The organism is Thalassospira alkalitolerans, assembly GCF_002115745.1.
In the GTDB taxonomy this organism is placed as follows: domain Bacteria; phylum Pseudomonadota; class Alphaproteobacteria; order Rhodospirillales; family Thalassospiraceae; genus Thalassospira; species Thalassospira alkalitolerans.
Genome location: NZ_JFKB01000009.1, coordinates 121,955 through 138,136, shown reverse-complemented (window position 1 = coordinate 138,136; position 16,182 = coordinate 121,955). Strand labels below are relative to the sequence as shown.

General features: G+C 53.0%; 17 protein-coding genes. 6 read left to right on the top strand and 11 right to left on the bottom strand.

Annotated elements, in window-relative coordinates:
• Nucleotides 1-82: 82 nt before the first annotated feature.
• A complete protein-coding gene (locus TALK_RS14135; RefSeq protein WP_085619776.1) occupies nt 83-1,306 on the top strand; it encodes a winged helix-turn-helix domain-containing protein in 1,224 nt (407 codons plus the stop codon).
• Nucleotides 1,307-1,410: 104 nt separating this feature from the next.
• Here the strand turns inward: TALK_RS14135 and TALK_RS14130 are convergent, their stop codons facing one another.
• The 7 genes from TALK_RS14130 to TALK_RS14100 form a co-directional block, all read right to left on the bottom strand.
• Nucleotides 1,411-2,181 (bottom strand): SDR family NAD(P)-dependent oxidoreductase, encoded by a 771-nt coding sequence (locus TALK_RS14130; protein ID WP_085619775.1) that lies wholly within the window; start codon nt 2,179-2,181, stop codon nt 1,411-1,413.
• 80 nt (nt 2,182-2,261) lie between these two features.
• On the bottom strand, nt 2,262-3,269 hold the full coding sequence (locus tag TALK_RS14125) for an ABC transporter ATP-binding protein (protein ID WP_085619774.1): 1,008 nt from the start codon (nt 3,267-3,269) through the stop codon (nt 2,262-2,264).
• Nucleotides 3,270-3,308: 39 nt separating this feature from the next.
• The gene (locus TALK_RS14120) at nt 3,309-4,139 is read right to left on the bottom strand and encodes a carbohydrate ABC transporter permease (protein ID WP_085619773.1); all 831 of its coding nucleotides are present in this window, start codon (nt 4,137-4,139) and stop codon (nt 3,309-3,311) included.
• A gap of 9 nt (nt 4,140-4,148) precedes the next feature.
• Nucleotides 4,149-5,021 carry a carbohydrate ABC transporter permease gene (locus tag TALK_RS14115; RefSeq protein WP_085619772.1) on the bottom strand — a complete coding sequence of 291 codons (873 nt, stop codon included), beginning with the start codon at nt 5,019-5,021 and terminating at the stop codon, nt 4,149-4,151.
• Between the two features lie 152 nt (nt 5,022-5,173).
• Complete coding sequence (locus TALK_RS14110) at nt 5,174-6,487, bottom strand: ABC transporter substrate-binding protein (protein ID WP_085619771.1); 1,314 nt, start codon at nt 6,485-6,487, stop codon at nt 5,174-5,176.
• Nucleotides 6,488-6,685: 198 nt separating this feature from the next.
• Nucleotides 6,686-7,636 (bottom strand): sugar-binding transcriptional regulator, encoded by a 951-nt coding sequence (locus tag TALK_RS14105; RefSeq protein WP_085619770.1) that lies wholly within the window; start codon nt 7,634-7,636, stop codon nt 6,686-6,688.
• 173 nt (nt 7,637-7,809) lie between these two features.
• Nucleotides 7,810-8,829 (bottom strand): aspartate-semialdehyde dehydrogenase, encoded by a 1,020-nt coding sequence (locus tag TALK_RS14100; RefSeq protein ID WP_085619769.1) that lies wholly within the window; start codon nt 8,827-8,829, stop codon nt 7,810-7,812.
• 76 nt (nt 8,830-8,905) lie between these two features.
• Between TALK_RS14100 and TALK_RS14095 the strand changes: the two genes are divergently transcribed.
• From TALK_RS14095 to sigJ, 5 genes are all read left to right on the top strand, one after another.
• On the top strand, nt 8,906-9,253 hold the full coding sequence (locus tag TALK_RS14095) for a hypothetical protein (RefSeq protein ID WP_085619768.1): 348 nt from the start codon (nt 8,906-8,908) through the stop codon (nt 9,251-9,253).
• Nucleotides 9,250-10,485 carry an SAM-dependent methyltransferase gene (locus TALK_RS14090; RefSeq protein WP_245829917.1) on the top strand — a complete coding sequence of 412 codons (1,236 nt, stop codon included), beginning with the start codon at nt 9,250-9,252 and terminating at the stop codon, nt 10,483-10,485. Before TALK_RS14095 ends, TALK_RS14090 begins: the two co-directional genes overlap by 4 nt.
• Before the next feature lie 156 nt (nt 10,486-10,641).
• Nucleotides 10,642-11,067: a hypothetical protein gene (locus tag TALK_RS14085; protein ID WP_085619767.1), complete on the top strand. Its 426-nt coding sequence runs from the start codon at nt 10,642-10,644 to the stop codon at nt 11,065-11,067.
• A gap of 110 nt (nt 11,068-11,177) precedes the next feature.
• On the top strand, nt 11,178-11,612 hold the full coding sequence (locus tag TALK_RS14080; RefSeq protein WP_085619766.1) for a carboxymuconolactone decarboxylase family protein: 435 nt from the start codon (nt 11,178-11,180) through the stop codon (nt 11,610-11,612).
• 113 nt (nt 11,613-11,725) lie between these two features.
• The gene (gene sigJ, locus TALK_RS14075) at nt 11,726-12,613 is read left to right on the top strand and encodes an RNA polymerase sigma factor SigJ (protein WP_085619765.1); all 888 of its coding nucleotides are present in this window, start codon (nt 11,726-11,728) and stop codon (nt 12,611-12,613) included.
• A 53-nt stretch (nt 12,614-12,666) separates the two neighbouring features.
• Here sigJ and leuB read toward each other — a convergent pair whose 3' ends face one another.
• From leuB to leuC, 4 genes are all read right to left on the bottom strand, one after another.
• Nucleotides 12,667-13,770 (bottom strand): 3-isopropylmalate dehydrogenase, encoded by a 1,104-nt coding sequence (gene leuB / locus TALK_RS14070; RefSeq protein WP_085619764.1) that lies wholly within the window; start codon nt 13,768-13,770, stop codon nt 12,667-12,669.
• 89 nt (nt 13,771-13,859) lie between these two features.
• A complete protein-coding gene (gene leuD, locus TALK_RS14065; RefSeq protein ID WP_085619763.1) occupies nt 13,860-14,471 on the bottom strand; it encodes a 3-isopropylmalate dehydratase small subunit in 612 nt (203 codons plus the stop codon).
• Between the two features lie 5 nt (nt 14,472-14,476).
• A complete protein-coding gene (locus TALK_RS14060; RefSeq protein WP_085619762.1) occupies nt 14,477-14,665 on the bottom strand; it encodes a hypothetical protein in 189 nt (62 codons plus the stop codon).
• A 10-nt stretch (nt 14,666-14,675) separates the two neighbouring features.
• Nucleotides 14,676-16,082, bottom strand: a complete 1,407-nt coding sequence (gene leuC / locus TALK_RS14055) for a 3-isopropylmalate dehydratase large subunit (protein ID WP_085619761.1) — start codon at nt 16,080-16,082, stop codon at nt 14,676-14,678.
• Nucleotides 16,083-16,182: the final 100 nt, after the last annotated feature.

Below are 16,182 nucleotides of genomic sequence, written 5' to 3'. Positions count from 1 at the left end.
GTTCCTGAAACCTACTGCCACCATTGTCAGGAGGATATGTTAGCATCACCCTGTTTTTCTTTGCGAATTTTAAAGGGCTGCCATGATTATCGACAAACCTGCCATTTCGATATCCGCTGGTCAGGCACGCAATCTTGCGCTTGGAGCGCAGGGATTTGACCCGGATGACAGCCGTCCTGTGACCAAGCGTCGGATCATGAAAGCCATTCGCCAAACTGGAATGCTGCAGGTTGATAGTGTCAATGTGTTGACCCGGGCACATTACATGCCGGTCTTTTCTCGACTGGGTGTTTATGACATTGCCGATCTGGATCAGCTAACCTGGGGCAATGCCCGCCAGCGCAAGCTTTTTGAATATTGGGGTCACGAAGCATCAATGATCCCGGTCGAGGATTATGGTCTGTATCGCTGGCGTATGGCGGATGCTGCCGACGGTAAGGGGACATGGGGGCGGATCGCATCGGTCATAAAGGATCATCCTGAACTGGTGCGCGGCATTCTTGAACGTATTGCAAAGGATGGCCCGGTTGCAGCCAGCGATCTGGAGCAAAAAGGGGCTTCAAGTTCAAAATGGTGGGGCTGGTCGAGCACCAAAACCGCGATGGAATTCCTGTTCTGGAGCGGTCAGGTTATGGCGCGCAAGCGTCGATCCAGTTTTGAACGTGTTTATGACCTGCCAGAACGGATTATTGGCGATGCCGCACTTGAAGCCCCTGTTTCACGCGCCGATGCACAGCGCGCTTTGATCCGTAACGGGGTTGCTGCGATGGGGGTTGCGACCGAGGCGGACCTTCGCAAGTATTTTCGTTTACCCACAGTGGATGCCAAGGCCCGCGTGGCGGAAATGGTCGAGGATGGGGCGCTTTTGACCGCCGATGTTGAAGGCTGGAAACAGCCGGGATATTTGTGCCCGCATACCAATCCGCGTCGTCGAGCAAAACCAACGGCATTGATGGTGCCGTTTGATCCGATCATGTGGGAACGCGAGCGGGTGGAACGGATTTTTGGATTTAACTATCGGATAGAAATTTATGTTCCGGCGGAAAAACGTCAATACGGCTATTACGTTTTGCCATTCATGCAAAATGGTGAATTTGTTGCTCGCGTTGATTTAAAATCTGACCGACAGCATGGTATCCTGCGGGTGCAAAATGCCCATCTTGAAGATGGATGTGATGCCACAGATGTTGCCGGTGAGTTAATGGCGCATTTGGGGCGGCTTTCGCGTTTTCTGGGCCTGACGGGTGTTGATGTGGTGGCGGGAAACCCGTTTTCGGTCTATCTGGCGGCTCAAAACAAGGCATAAAAGGTGAACGGGGCGAAGGTCCCACAACCACGCCCCGTCCCACCATTATCCTGACCTGATCGCAAAAGCTTCAGGACATTGCGATCAACAGTTCTACCTGTGCCTTACCAACAGGTGTAACCCCCATCAGCCAGGACAATGGAGCCGGTCATCAGGCTGGACGCGTCAGAGGCAAGGAACAGTACGACCGATGCGATTTCCTCGGTCTCGCCCAAGCGAGCCATCGGGGTGCCATTGATCCATGCGTCATACATGTCCGGCTTGGATTTCACGAATTCATTAAGCGGTGTCGCAATATAGGTCGGGGCGACAGCATTAATACGAACGCCACGTGCCCCCCATTCAGCTGCCAGCGACTTGGTCAGATGATGAACGGCGGCCTTGGATGCATTGTAATAGGCCTGTTCCTGCGGCTTGTTGACAATGAAGCCCGACATAGAGCCGATATTGACAATCACGCCGTTTTTCTTGGCCAGCATCTGTTTGCCAAATTCCCGGCAGCACCAGAAAGTTCCATTCAGGTTGACGTCAATAACGTTCAGCCAATGTTCGTCTTCGACGGTTTCAGCCGGGGTTTCTGATCGTGCAATACCCGCATTGTTGACCAGAATGTCAACGCCACCGTCTTTGGCCATCTTTTCAGCGCTAGCGCGAACCTGTTCGGTATTGGTGACGTCCATGATGTCAATATCGGCTTTATAGCCTTTTGACGTCAGATAATCACGCCCCTCTTCGGCAACAGCTTCGCTGATGTCACCGATAATGACATGCGCACCTGCTTCTGCCAGTGCTTCGCAGCATGACAGGCCAATTGCGCGACCGCCCCCGGTGACATAGGCGCGGCGTCCGGTAAGATCGAACTTTTTGAGGTACATTTTGGTCTCACATTTTTGTGGTGGTAAGGCCGGGTCCCATGGCGTGTGGGGCAATGTGGCCCGGTTGTTTGGAAATCTTGTTATTGTTTGGCAAGTGCCGTGCCTTGGGCATCAAACCGATGGATGCGATCGGGTTCGGGCGTTAGCCAGATTTTGTCATGTTCGCTTAGCGGCACTTCGCCGGTGGCGCGCACCGTCATCGGGCCAACCCCGTCGGCATTGATATGCAAATAGGTTTCGGCACCAAGATGTTCGGCAATCTTGACCGTTGCTGCGATATCGCCACTTTCGGTGCTGATGGTGAAATGTTCCGGGCGGATGCCAATTTCGTAGCAGTTATGCTTTTTGGCATAGTCACCGCCCAGGAAGTTCATCTTGGGCGACCCAATGAAACCGGCGACAAACTTATTGGCAGGGTTGCTGTAAAGATCCATTGGTTTACCGACCTGTTCGACACGACCAGCTTGCAACACAACGATCTTGTCGGCCATGGTCATGGCTTCGACCTGATCATGTGTTACATAGATCATCGTGGTTTTAAGGTCCTGATGAAGGCCGGTGATTTCAAGTCGCATATTCACGCGAAGGGCCGCGTCAAGGTTTGACAATGGTTCATCAAACAAGAAGGCAGCCGGGTTGCGGACAATCGCCCGACCAATGGCAACGCGTTGGCGTTGACCACCGGAAAGCGCACCGGGGCGGCGTTCCAGATAATCAGTCAGATTAAGGATTTTGGCCGCGTTCTGAACCTTTTCCTTAATCACGGCTTTGCTTTCGCCGGCCATTTTCAGACCAAAGGCGATGTTGTTGTAAACCGTCATATGCGGATACAGCGCATAGGATTGAAACACCATCGACAGACCGCGTTTTGCCGGCGGTTCGTTGGCAACATCAATCCCGTCAATCAGGATTTTGCCATCGGTAACATCTTCGAGGCCGGCAATCAGTCGCAAAAGTGTTGATTTGCCACAGCCTGACGGGCCGACGAAAACAACAAATTCACCATCATTAATGTCAAGATCGACACCGGGGATCACATCAATTGTGCCGAATGTCTTTTTGACGTTTTCCAGTCGGATAGCACCCATTTTGGTGTTCCTTCTCTTTGAATTTCTGTCAGGCGGCGGTTACTTGACCGCGCCAAATGTCAAACCGCGAACCAGCTGTTTCTGCGAGAACCAGCCAATGATGAGGATGGGGGCAACCGCCAGTGTCGATGCTGCTGAAAGCTTCGCCCAGAACAGCCCTTCGGGACTGGAATAAGACGCGATGAAAGCGGTCAGCGGTGCGGCATCGGCAGTGGTCAGATTAAGGGTCCAGAATGCCTCGTTCCATGCCAGAATGATGTTAAGCAGCATGGTGGATGCGATCCCCGGTACGGCCATTGGCAATAGCACAAAGATAATTTCCTTGAGCAAGGTTGCGCCGTCCATCCGGGCAGCTTCAAGGATATCTGACGGGATTTCCTTGAAATAGGTGTAAAGCATCCAGACCATGATCGGCAGGTTCATTAAAAACAGAACCATGATCAGGCCAAATCGGGTATCCAAAAGCCCCCAATCGCGAAATACGAGATAGATCGGGACCAAAACGCCAACCGGGGGCATCATTTTGGTCGATAACATCCAAAGAAGGGTGTCTTTGGTCCGTTTGGTCGGGTTAAACGCCATTGCCCATGCGCAAGGCACGGCAAAAAGCAGCCCGACCAAGGTCGATCCGACCGACAGGATGACCGAATTCAGTGCAAACCGGAAATAATCTGACCGCGCCTGAACCTCGGCGTAGTTTTCAAGCGTCCAGTCAAAGTCAAAGAATGCCGGTGGCATGCTGACGGCTTCAAGTTCGGTCTTGAAACTGGTCAGGACCATCCAGAAGATCGGGAAAAAGATCAGCAATCCGACGATCCAGGCAAATATCGAAAACCCGATATGGCCAAGGACTGTTTGTTTGTTTTCCATAACGTGCCCCTAACTATCCAGGTTTTTGCCAATAAGGCGGATCAGGAAGATCGCCACGATGTTTGCCAGAATAACGGCAACGATACCGCCAGCCGATGCGCCGCCGACGTCGTATTGCAGAAGTGCCTGCGTGTAGACCAGGAAAGCGATGTTTGTGGTTGCAAGACCCGGCCCGCCACCGGTGGTGACAAAGATTTCGGCAAACACAGTCAGCAGGAAGATCGTTTCAATCAGCACGACAACGGTGATCGCCCGGCTGAGATGGGGAAGCGTGATATAAAAGAAGATCGACACCGGACCGGCGCCATCCATCTGTGCGGCTTCTTTCTGGTCGCGATCAAGCGACTGAAGCGCAGTCAGAAGAATAAGCACGGCAAAGGGCAACCATTGCCAGGACACCATGATGATGATGGCGGTCAGCGGTGCTGCTGAGAACCAGTCGATGGATTGGAAACCAAGGCTGTTCGCGATCCAGGCAAACATGCCCGAGACCGGATGCATCAAAAGGTTTTTCCAGACCAGCGCATTGACTGTTGGCATGATAAAGAACGGCGCGATCACCAAAAGGCGTAAAATGCCGCGGCCAAAGATGGGCTGGTCAAGCATCAGGCCCAACAGAACCCCGCCGATCACCGTGATGATCAGAACCGATCCAACCAGCAGCAATGTGTTGGCAAGGGATGCAAAGAACGCAGGATCGGTCAGGAAAAATTCGTAGTTAAGTGTGCCGATCCATTCTTCCATTCCCGGCTCAAGCAGATTGTAGCGCAGGAAGGAGAAGTAAACTGTCATGCCCAGCGGCACGATCATCCAAAGAAACAAGCCGATGATCGACGGTGCAGACATAATGCGCCCGGTCAGGGTCGAAGACCGTGTCGACATGATGTGCTCCCTGTTTGGTGTCTTTGTGTGCCTAATCCAGATGGAAAGAGGGTGGCGAACCAAGCCGCCACCCCAAGTTCATCAGGTCAAGGAGGCTCAGACCAAAAATCATTTCAAAGGGTAGAAAACGTTGATTTCCGGTCTGTCATTCATCAGTAGTAGCCAGCTTTGCGCATGGTCCGATCGGTGCTGGACTGTGCTGCGGCAAGAACCTCATCTACAGTCGAAGAACCGGCCAAAGCCGCGGAGAATTGCTGGCCAACTGCGGTGCCAATACCCTGGAATTCAGGGATGGCGGCAAATTGGACACCGACATAGGGTTTCGGTTTCATGGTCGAATTGATCGGGTCTGCGCTGTCGATTGCCAGAAGGGTTTCATCGGCAAACGGTGCTGCTTCAAGATATTTTGGGTTTTGATACAGCGACATACGGGTTCCCGGGGGAACGTTTGCCCAGCCTTCTTTGGAAGCAACAAGTTCCAGATAGTCTTTTGATGTCGCCCAAGCGATAAATTTCTGGGCGGCTTCAACTTTCTGCGAACCGGTCGGGATGCCGAGGCTCCAAGCCCAGAGCCAGTTAGCCCCGGTGCAGGTCACAGCACAAGGCGCTTCGGTGAAGCCAACCTTGTCGGCAACGGTCGATTCTTTGGGGTTGCTGACGAAGGATGCTGCAACGGTTGCATCAATCCACATGCCGCATTTGCCCGAGTTGAACAGCGACAGATTTTCGTTGAACCCGTTTGATGTCGCACCCGGAGGACCGTAATTGCCAAGAATGTCGACATACATCGACAGCGCGTTTTTCCATTCGGCACTATCAAAGGTCGGATTCCAGTTTTCATCAAACAAACGTGCCCCATAGGCATTGCCCATGGTGGTAATCAGCGCCATGTTTTCGCCCCAACCAGCCTTGCCGCGCAGGCAGATGCCATAAACGCCATTATCCGGGTCGTGCAATTTTTTGGCGATATCAAGGGTCTGGTCCCATGTCAGACGACCATTGATCGAAACACCGGCTTTTTCAAACAGGTCTTTGCGATACATCATCATCGAGCTTTCGGCATAGAAAGGGGCTGCAAAAAGCTTGTCGTCCATGCTTACAGCAGAACGGATTGCCGGCATAAGGTCGTCGATATCATAATCGGCACCAAGCTTGTCCAGCGGTGCCAGCCAACCCTTTTTAGCCCAGATCGGAGCTTCGTAGGTGCCAATCGTCATGATGTCGTACTGACCGCCTTTGGTCGCGATGTCGGTCGTGACACGCTGGCGCAGGGTGTTTTCTTCGAGTGTGACCCACTCAAGGGAAATGTCAGGATTTTTCGAGGTGAAATCATCCGTCAGCTTCTGCATGCGGATCATGTCACCGTTATTGACGGTAGCGATGGTAAGTTTCGTTTCGGCATTGGCGGAGAATGTAACTCCACCGGCCAACAGCGCACAAAGTGCTGCTCCCGTTACGCGTTTCATAGTTCCTCCCAAAAGGACTGTGTACCCGATGGGCAAATTACCTTGCCCGGTTTGATCATTTGTTCAGGTAATGAGCATTCACTCAATTTTGCTTATCCTTGTCAAACGAAATCGTTTTTGCAGCGCAGCAAGAAAACCCCGCCCAATGCGGGGGCGGGGTGATTTTCTGCGCTGATTTTAAGGGAGGAATTCGAGGTGTTAGTGCAGCAATGATTCTGCTGTCGCTTCATCCGTGATCAGCGACGTTATCAATTTTCCGCGCATTGCCCCGCGAATCGCGGCGACCTTTTTGGCACCCTTTGCCACGGCAATTGTATTTTGTGCCGGAATCTGGATCGGGGCACTGGTGACGCGGTGGTTGACATCATGGTCCAGGATTTGGCCGTTCTCGTCAAAAGACCAACTGACGACCTCGCCGATACCACCCTTATTTTGCAGCGACCGCAGTTCATCCTTGCTGATGAAGCCGTCGATATAAAGCGGGGCATCTGCACCAAGATCACCGACACCGACAAACCTGATATCGGCCTTGGCGGCAAGGTTCATGATGTTATCCATTGGTGGCTGTTGTTGCATGCTTGTGCGTGCGTTAGCAGATTCGACAATTACCGGAATGGGCAATGGATAGTGTGGCGCGCGCGTGCGATCTGCAAGGTCGGTGACCGCATCATAAAAACTTGCCGCCCCATCATGGGCAATGGTTCCGACAAGCGAGACGATCTTGTGGTGGCGACCGTCGATACGCTGGACTTCGTCGACCATGCCGCGCATGGCACGCCCGGTGCCGACGGCGATGATTTGTGGTTCGCTTGATTGCAGAATGCGTTCAAGATATCCGGCGGCGGTTTGCGCCATACCAAACATGTCATCGGGAGCGGCTGGATCGGTGGGCACCACGTCGCAATTGGTCAGATCATATTTCTCGCAGATGGCGGCTGCCAGTTCCATGCAACGAGCAATCGGATGATCAAGCCGGACCTTGACCAGACCTTCGCTGATTGCTGCCGATACCAGACGTTGAGCCGTTGGTCGTGAAACGCCAAGTTTGGTCGCGATCTCATCCTGGGTGTTGCCCGCACAATAGTAAAGCCAGCCCGCACGGGCGGCTTCATCAAGCCTTGCAGCTTCTTTACGTGTTCGTTTCACCATCCCTATCCTCGATTTATTTTTCTTTATGGATCGTGGCGCTGATGGCGGGCGCATTGATCGATCATTCCTAATTTCCCTATCGTTTTTTTACGGTTCTGACCAGTGCGAATGACACGGGCAAAAAGAAACCCGCCGGAATGCGGCGGGTTTCAAAAACGATTATAGTGGCACGCTTATTTCTTTGGCAGGTAATCTGCGACAAGTTTTTCAGCGATCTGAACTGCGTTAAGGGCCGCACCCTTACGCAGGTTGTCACCAACACACCATAGCGAAAGACCGTTCTCGACCGTCGGGTCTTTGCGCACACGTGAAATGAAAACATTGTCCTCGCCCTGGACTTCCTGCGGGGTGACATACCCTTCGTCCCGCCGGTAGTCGACGACAGAAACACCGGGGAAAGCCTTCATGGCCTTGCGGGCTTCTTCGACGGTGACCGGATGTTCAAATTCGATATTGACCGCTTCGCCGTGACCGACAAAGACCGGGACCCGAACACAGGTCGCATGAACCGCAATATCGGGGTCAAGGATCTTGCGGGTTTCGACCGCCATTTTCCATTCTTCACGGGTCGCACCGTCATCCATGAAATCGTCGATATGGGGGATAACGTTAAACGCGATCTGTTTGGTGAACTGTTCCTTGACTGGCAGATCGTTGACGTAAATGCCCTTGGTCTGGTTGAACAGTTCATCCATCGCAGCGCGCCCGGCCCCGGACACTGCCTGATAGGTCGATACGACAACGCGTTTGATCGGCTGCAAGTTATGCAAGGGTTTTAAGGCCATGACCATCTGGATGGTCGAGCAGTTCGGGTTGGCGATAATGTTTTTCTTGGCATAACCGGCCAGTGCATCGCCATTAACTTCGGGCACCACCAGCGGCACACCCGGTTCCATCCGCCAATAGCTGGAGTTGTCGATCACGACACAGCCCGCAGCGGCGGCTTTGGGTGCCAGTGTTTTTGCCGTCGCACTACCAGCCGAGAAAAGAGCGATATCGACTTTGGAAAAATCGAAGGTCGCGGCATCGGCAACAATCAGATCTTCGTCACCATAGGAAGCGGTGCGTCCGACGGACCGTGACGACGCCAGCGCGAAAATTTCGTCGGCCGGGAAATTACGTTCTTCGAGCGTATTGAGCATTTCGCGCCCGACATTACCGGTCGCGCCAACAACGGCGATTCTGTAACCCATCAGGGGCCTCTTTCAATCTTTGCGGCAATTGCGATGTTGGCCTTCCCCTTTTTGGTGGGGCGGACGGTTCGCATTTATGCCTGAGGATAATCTTTTGTACAGTATGGGGCGAGATGTAAGGTTTTCTCAAGGAACACGCAAGGATATCGTTGGCTTTTACTTCTTGAGATTGCAAAAAAATCTGGCAGAATTACCAATGGGGTTTGAGCATCGAACCCTAAATCAGAATCGTTCGGCGCAGGCTTTGATACTTCTGTTTTCTTGGTTCACGGGCACACGGCCTCCTGACCGCGCCTTTATTGGCATTTCCTTTGCGAACGATTGGCCAGACGATCCTGATTTAGGGTCCGGTGCTTATGTGGAACTCATTGGTGGGTTCTACATGGGGCGATGGCATTACCGGCTTAAAAAGGACGGCAGATGACGTACCCGATGACATTGGACTGGACACAAAAAAAGGTTCTCGATTTCTTTCGGGAACATATCACGCACGGAACATTGGTATTCCGGGCAGATGAAAGACATGAAATTGTTCTGGGCGACGGCAGCGACCCCAGGGCGACGATGACGGTACCTGATTGGTCCAATACGCTGAAAATGGCACTTAGCCCCGACCCGGGATTAGGCGAAGCCTATATGCGCGGTGGTTTTGATGTTGTCTCGGGCGAGTTGGAAGACCTGATCAGGGTATTGCGGCTTAATTTTGAAGGTGGCCATTCTACAAACGGATTTGGTCAGTTCATCGAAAAAATCCAGGCACTTAAATTTCAGATTGCGCAATTCACTTCGGTCAAGGCCGCGTCACGTCGCGTACGTCACCATTATGATATTGGCAACGATCTTTATACCCGGTTTCTTGACCCGGACATGCAGTATTCCTGTGCGTTCTGGGATGACGGGGCGCAAACACTTGAAGAAGCTCAAAACCGTAAAATGGCCCTGACGACGCAGCGGCTCAGGATTGATCAACCCGATCTTCGGGTGGTGGATATCGGCTGTGGATGGGGTGGGCTAAGCCGTTTCATAAGGCGGAGCACCGGGGCCGAGGTTCACGGCATTACCCTTTCGACCGAGCAATATAACTGGGCACTGGATCGCAAGGCGGAACTGCCAGATAATTTCCATAGCGGGTTAGATTACCACTTGTTGGATTATCGCCTGTTTGCCGATGCCAATGGGGAAAAATACGATCGGGTGGTATCAGTTGGCATGTTTGAACATGTCGGGCGGCCGCAGTTTAAGACCTATTTTGAAAAAGTCGGTAAATTGTTGAAGGCAGGCGGTCGGGCTGTGATCCATACGATCATCAAACCGCGCCCGGAATTCACATCTCCCTGGATTGATCGTTATATCTTTCCGGGTGGATATATTCCCGCCGTGCACGAAGTGATCGAGGCTGCGGAAAATGCCGATCTTAAGGTCGAGGCATCGCATTTCCATGCAGGGCTGAATTACGCCCGGACCCTTGTTGCGTGGCGTGACCGGTTTCGGGCAATTTCCGATCAACTTGACCCGGAAAAATACGACACCGAATTCAAACGTATGTGGGAGTTCTATCTGGCGGGCTGCATCAACGCCTTTGACGAACGCGAAGGCGGTGGCGGGATGCGTGTTGGCCAGTTTGTTTTCACCAAACCCGGATACCGCTTTACGTGAAACATCAATAGGTGGGCTGTCGTTTTGCGGTGGTCCACCCCATATGTATTTAACGATGAAACGGACCACAGAGTCCGCATTCCGATACCGCGACCATGGGGCAACCGGCATGGCACGCGGCGGTAACATCCGGTTGTTCCTTCGGGAGGAAACAACATGCTGAACATGACGCACCGGGAAACCCCGGTTACACGTGCATATTCCACCCAAATCACCCATCGGACCGGCCCCCATATTGGCCGTGTCGATGACTATGTCCGCGCCCTTCAAGCCATTGATATATCGAGTTGCGAACGCGATATGTTGCGTGCGCATGTCAAGGCGCCCGGACGTGAAATCACCGGGGATCAACTGGCCAAGACCATCGGCCATTTCGGATCGCGGATCGGTAACAGGAAATACGGCAAATTGGCCCACAAGATTGCGGTGGCTGCCGAATTGCCGATGTGCAAATCTGATGTCAGTGATTATTTGGCGGCGGTCTTTACACTGGCTGATGGCGAGCAGCAAAATAGCGAAGACTGGCACTGGGTCATGCATGACGAAGTGGCAAAGGCTCTAAAAAAGGCGCGGATCTTCTAGTCTTTGCGATTTGGTGAAGTTTTTCTGCAAGGCCTGTAACGGGGCAGCTTGTTGTTTCGTCCTGATTGTACATGGGGAAATTCCCCGGTGTGCAATCACGGAGAAACACAATGAGCCGCTTTGCCTTTCCGAAATCCAGTCCGAAATTGTTCGAAGCCATGCTGGTACTAGCTGGCAAGCTTGAAGATAATCCCCGTATCCCGCGTGTTTTGCGGGATCTGATCGAATGTCGTGTTTCACAGATCAATGATTGTTCGTTCTGTTTACGCATGCATTCCAAAAGCTTTGCCGAACAGGGTGGTGATCCGGTCAAACTGACCATGCTGCCGGTGTGGCGTAATGCTAATGGTTTTGATACAGCCGAACGTGCGGCACTTGATTGGGCCGAATGCCTGACAAAGGTCGAAAGCAAAGACGCGATTTCCGCAAGCTATCGCCATCTTTTGGATCATTTCGAAGAAGATGCCATTTCCGAGCTAACCTGTATCATTTCAACGATGAATGCCTGGAACCGGCTTGGAATTGCACAGCATGAGTTTGCCTGAATACGATGATCAACCCGATACGGACTTTGGTTCATCCATCGTACCGGGCACGATGAATACCAACAGCGATACGGGCTTGGCCCGTATCGCTTCATGTGGTTGACGGGGATCAGATGGCCGATCAGCTTTTCGAGGCCCATCGCGGACGATTGCATGCGCTGGCGTATCGCATGCTGGGCAGTCATGCCGATGCCGAAGACGCCGTGCAGGATGTATGGCTGCGTTGGCGGGCGGTGAATATCGATGACATCCGTGATGTAACCGGCTGGCTGGTGCGGGTTTGCAGCAATATCTGCCTTGATGTCCTGAAATCGGCACGGCGTCAGCGTGAAAGCTATGTCGGACAATGGTTACCCGAGCCCTGGATGCCGGTGATTGATGCCGAAGCCGAAACCAATCTGATTGAACGTGACGGTCTGGGGCAGGCATATGTTTTGATGCTTGAACGCCTAGGGCCAGTTGAACGTGTTGCCCTTGTGCTGCATGACGTGTTCGATTGGTCGCATGATGAAATCGCCCCGGTTATCGAACGTACAGAAAACAACACGCGGCAAATTCTGTTTCGCGCGCGACGCAAGGTCAATCGTGAGCATGATCATGACCCGACCCCGGTCCCCGACAGTGCGACAGCAGATAAAAAACAGGTTAGTGCCTTTGTTGAAGCTTTGATCGGGGGGGATCTGAGTGCGATTATTGGGCAATTGGCACCCGATGTGATCATGCACTCCGATGGCGGTGGCAAAGCATCTGCATCGGCAAACCCGATTTATGGTGCTGAAAATGTTGCACGCTTTTTTGTCGGGGTTTGGCGCAAAAAACCCGAAAATGCGGTCGAAAGTATCATTTTCGATGGGGCGAATTACTGGATGCTGCAGCATGAGGACGACAGGCTGGTGACCGCGGTTTGTATGGCGCAAAAAGATGGTTTGGTGGTCGATATCTTTGTTCATCGCAATCCGGACAAGCTTGCCTTTTTGGCGCACCTTGGATGCGGGCAATAACAAAGGCCGGATCAATGACCCGGCCTTTGTCAGTTCATGCGGATCGATAAAGATCAGGCAATCTTGTCCAGCTCACTGATCAGCGACTCACCCATAACGGTGGTCGAAACCTTGGCCATGCCTGGCTGCATGATGTCTGCAGTTCGCAGGCCTCCTTTCAGGACGTTCTGAACGGCGGTTTCGATCATGGTGGCGTCATCGCTCATATTGAACGAATAACGCAGCATCATCGCAAATGACAGGATGGTTGCCAGCGGGTTGGCGATGTCTTGACCGGCAATGTCCGGGGCGGAACCGTGTACCGGCTCGTAAAGGGCTTTGCGCGCGCCGTTTTTATCGGTTGCACCCAGCGATGCGGATGGCAGCATGCCAAGTGACCCGGTCAGCATGGCGGCACAATCAGACAGGATGTCACCGAACATATTGGTGGTAACCATCACGTCGAACTGTTTCGGATTACGCACCAGCTGCATGGACGCGTTATCGACATACATGTGGCTGACGTCAACTTCCGGGAAGTCCTTGGCAACACGTTCAACAACTTCGCGCCACAGAACCGTGGATTCCAAAACGTTGGCTTTGTCGACTGAGCACAGGCGCTTGTCGCGTTTCATGGCCATGTCAAATGCAACGCGTGCGATGCGTTCGACTTCCGGTTCGGAATAAACCAGGGTGTTGAAACCAAAACGGACACCATCGCGTTCTTCGATGCCGCGTGGCTGGCCGAAATAGATCCCGCCGGTCAGTTCGCGCAGGATCATGATGTCCAGGCCCTTGACGACGTCTTCTTTCAGCGTCGAAGCACCGACAAGCGCATCAAACACAATGGCCGGGCGCAAGTTGGCAAACAGGCCCATTTCCTTGCGGATTTTCAAAAGGCCACGTTCGGGTTTGATATCAAACGGAAGATTATCCCATTTCGGACCACCAACAGCACCAAGCAGAACGGCATCAGCAGCCATTGCATCGGCAAGCGTCTCGTCGGTCAGCGGGTTGTTGTGTGCATCAATCGATGCGCCACCGATCAGACCTTCGGTGATTTCAAAATTGACGCTGCGCTTCTTGGCCATCCAGTCCATGACGCGCTTAACCTGGCGCATGACTTCCGGGCCAATACCGTCACCCGGCAGCGTCAGAACTTTTTTGGTGGTGGTCATCAAACAATCCTTCCCAGATTTTGTCGGGGCCGTTGACCCCGTATCGACAAAAATGGCGGCAAACCCGTCTGGATTGCCGCCACTTTGAATTACAGCGACAGCCAGGGCTGACTTGCGGCGCGCTTGGCTTCGAAATCGTTGATGGCATCGCCTTTCTGCAAGGTCAGGCCAATGTCATCAAGACCGTTCAACAGGCAATGTTTGCGGAATGGTTCAACATCAAACTTGATGCAACCACCATCCGGGCCATGAATTTCCTGTTTTTCAAGATCGATGGTCAGGGTGGCGTTTTCGCCGCGATCCGCATCATCCATCAGTTTGTCGACATCTTCCTGCGGCAAGCGGATCGGCAGAATGCCGTTCTTGAAGCAGTTATTATAAAAAATGTCGGCAAAGCTTGGTGCGATAACACAGCGAATGCCGAAATCAAGCAGCGACCAAGGTGCGTGTTCGCGTGATGATCCACAGCCGAAATTATCACCCGAAACGATGATCTTGGCCTTGCGATACGCCGGTTTATTCAGAACAAAATCCGGGATTTCGTTGCCCTGATCGTCAAAGCGCATTTCATCAAACAGGTTCTTGCCAAGGCCGGAACGCTTGATGGTTTTCAGGAATTGTTTCGGGATGATCATGTCGGTGTCGACATTGATCATCGGCAGCGGTGCCGCAACACCGGTAATCGTCGTGAACTTATCCATTAATCTTATCCCTTGCTTCCAGTTTCCCAGGCAAGACCGAGTGCCTCGATCAGTTCCTCGGTTGCGTCGATATCCTTCGCAACGAATTCGGGCAAATTGATCCCCGTCAGCTGCGGAAGCAACTGTTCGAGGATCGGGGCCCTGCCACAGCGCGTGGCGCCATCACGGAAACTGATGAATGCTCGTTCTGCCATGGGTCCTGCCTTAACCGAGTTTGCGAACGTCAGTCAGATGACCGGTCACTGCTGCTGCGACGGCCATTGCCGGGCTAAGCAGATGGGTGCGGCCACCACGGCCCTGACGGCCTTCGAAGTTGCGGTTCGAGGTCGATGCGCAACGTTCGCCCGGTTCCAGACGGTCCGGGTTCATTGCCAGGCACATCGAGCAACCCGGTTCACGCCATTCAAAACCAGCTTCAAGGAAGATTTCGTGCAGGCCTTCTGCTTCAGCCTGTTCCTTGACCAGACCGGAACCCGGAACGACCATGGCACTGACGTGATCGGAGACTTTGCGGCCTTTGGCAACCACAGCCGCAGCACGAAGATCTTCGATGCGGCCATTGGTGCAGGAACCGATAAAGACACGATCGATTTTGATGTCTTCGATATTGGTGCCAGCCGTCAGACCCATATATTCAAGCGAACGTGCGATGGCTTTTTGCTTGCCCGGGTCTTTGGCGTCCGATGGTGCAGGTACTTTGCCATTTATCGGTGCGACGTCTTCCGGGCTGGTGCCCCAGGTGACCTGCGGGATGATATCAGCAGCATCAAGTTCGATGATTTTATCGTAATGTGCGCCTTTATCGGACGGAAGGGTTTTCCAATATTCGACAGCCTGTTCGTATGCTGCACCTTTCGGTGCCATCGGACGGCCCTTGATATATTCAAAGGTTTTTTCGTCTGGCGCGATCAGGCCCGCGCGTGCGCCGGCTTCGATTGACATGTTGCAAACGGTCATGCGGCCTTCGACTGACAGCGCACGAATGGCTGAACCGGCATATTCAATTACATAACCGGTGCCACCGGCGGTGCCGATATGGCCAATGATGGCAAGGGTGATATCCTTGGCGGTGACGCCCGGATGCAGATCGCCTTCGACTTTGACCAGCATGTTTTTTGCCGGTTTCTGGACCAGGGTCTGGGTTGCCAGAACGTGTTCAACCTCGGACGTGCCGATGCCAAATGCCAATGCGCCGAATGCACCGTGGGTCGAGGTATGCGAATCACCGCAAACCATCGTCACACCCGGAAGGGTAAAGCCTTCTTCGGGGCCGACAATATGGACGATGCCCTGACGCAAATCGTTCATCGGGAAATAATGAATGCCGGTATCGCGCGCGTTCTGGTCAAGGGTTTCAACCTGAATGCGGCTGTCTTCTTCCTTGATGCCCTGGGAACGGTCCGTGGTTGGAACGTTGTGATCAGGAACCGCAAGGGTCAATTCCGGATGGCGCACTTTGCGGCCCGTATTCCGAAGCCCCTCGAAGGCTTGCGGGCTGGTCACTTCGTGAACGAGATGGCGGTCAATATAAATCAGGCAGGTACCATCGTCCTGCGTGTCGACCACGTGGTTTTCCCAAATCTTGTCAAAAAGGGTTTTAGGCGCACCCATCTCGACCTCCTCTTAAAATCGATCTTGTATGCAGCAACGATCAGACATATGCGCGGGCTTCGGACATTCGGCCGGGGATATTGGCAAGGCCGCAATCTTT

Coding starts and splice junctions, on each gene's coding strand:
- TALK_RS14100 (WP_085619769.1), bottom strand. CDS start 8,829: ATGGGTTACAGAATCGCCGTTGTTGGCGCGACCGGTAATGTCGGGCGC.
- TALK_RS14105 (WP_085619770.1), bottom strand. CDS start 7,636: ATGGTGAAACGAACACGTAAAGAAGCTGCAAGGCTTGATGAAGCCGCC.
- TALK_RS14125 (WP_085619774.1), bottom strand. CDS start 3,269: ATGGGTGCTATCCGACTGGAAAACGTCAAAAAGACATTCGGCACAATT.
- TALK_RS14080 (WP_085619766.1), top strand. CDS start 11,178: ATGAGCCGCTTTGCCTTTCCGAAATCCAGTCCGAAATTGTTCGAAGCC.
- TALK_RS14060 (WP_085619762.1), bottom strand. CDS start 14,665: ATGGCAGAACGAGCATTCATCAGTTTCCGTGATGGCGCCACGCGCTGT.
- leuD (WP_085619763.1), bottom strand. CDS start 14,471: ATGGATAAGTTCACGACGATTACCGGTGTTGCGGCACCGCTGCCGATG.
- TALK_RS14095 (WP_085619768.1), top strand. CDS start 8,906: ATGCCTGAGGATAATCTTTTGTACAGTATGGGGCGAGATGTAAGGTTT.
- leuC (WP_085619761.1), bottom strand. CDS start 16,082: ATGGGTGCGCCTAAAACCCTTTTTGACAAGATTTGGGAAAACCACGTG.
- TALK_RS14090 (WP_245829917.1), top strand. CDS start 9,250: ATGACGTACCCGATGACATTGGACTGGACACAAAAAAAGGTTCTCGAT.
- TALK_RS14110 (WP_085619771.1), bottom strand. CDS start 6,487: ATGAAACGCGTAACGGGAGCAGCACTTTGTGCGCTGTTGGCCGGTGGA.
- TALK_RS14120 (WP_085619773.1), bottom strand. CDS start 4,139: ATGGAAAACAAACAAACAGTCCTTGGCCATATCGGGTTTTCGATATTT.
- TALK_RS14085 (WP_085619767.1), top strand. CDS start 10,642: ATGCTGAACATGACGCACCGGGAAACCCCGGTTACACGTGCATATTCC.
- sigJ (WP_085619765.1), top strand. CDS start 11,726: ATGGCCGATCAGCTTTTCGAGGCCCATCGCGGACGATTGCATGCGCTG.
- TALK_RS14130 (WP_085619775.1), bottom strand. CDS start 2,181: ATGTACCTCAAAAAGTTCGATCTTACCGGACGCCGCGCCTATGTCACC.
- TALK_RS14115 (WP_085619772.1), bottom strand. CDS start 5,021: ATGTCGACACGGTCTTCGACCCTGACCGGGCGCATTATGTCTGCACCG.
- TALK_RS14135 (WP_085619776.1), top strand. CDS start 83: ATGATTATCGACAAACCTGCCATTTCGATATCCGCTGGTCAGGCACGC.
- leuB (WP_085619764.1), bottom strand. CDS start 13,770: ATGACCACCACCAAAAAAGTTCTGACGCTGCCGGGTGACGGTATTGGC.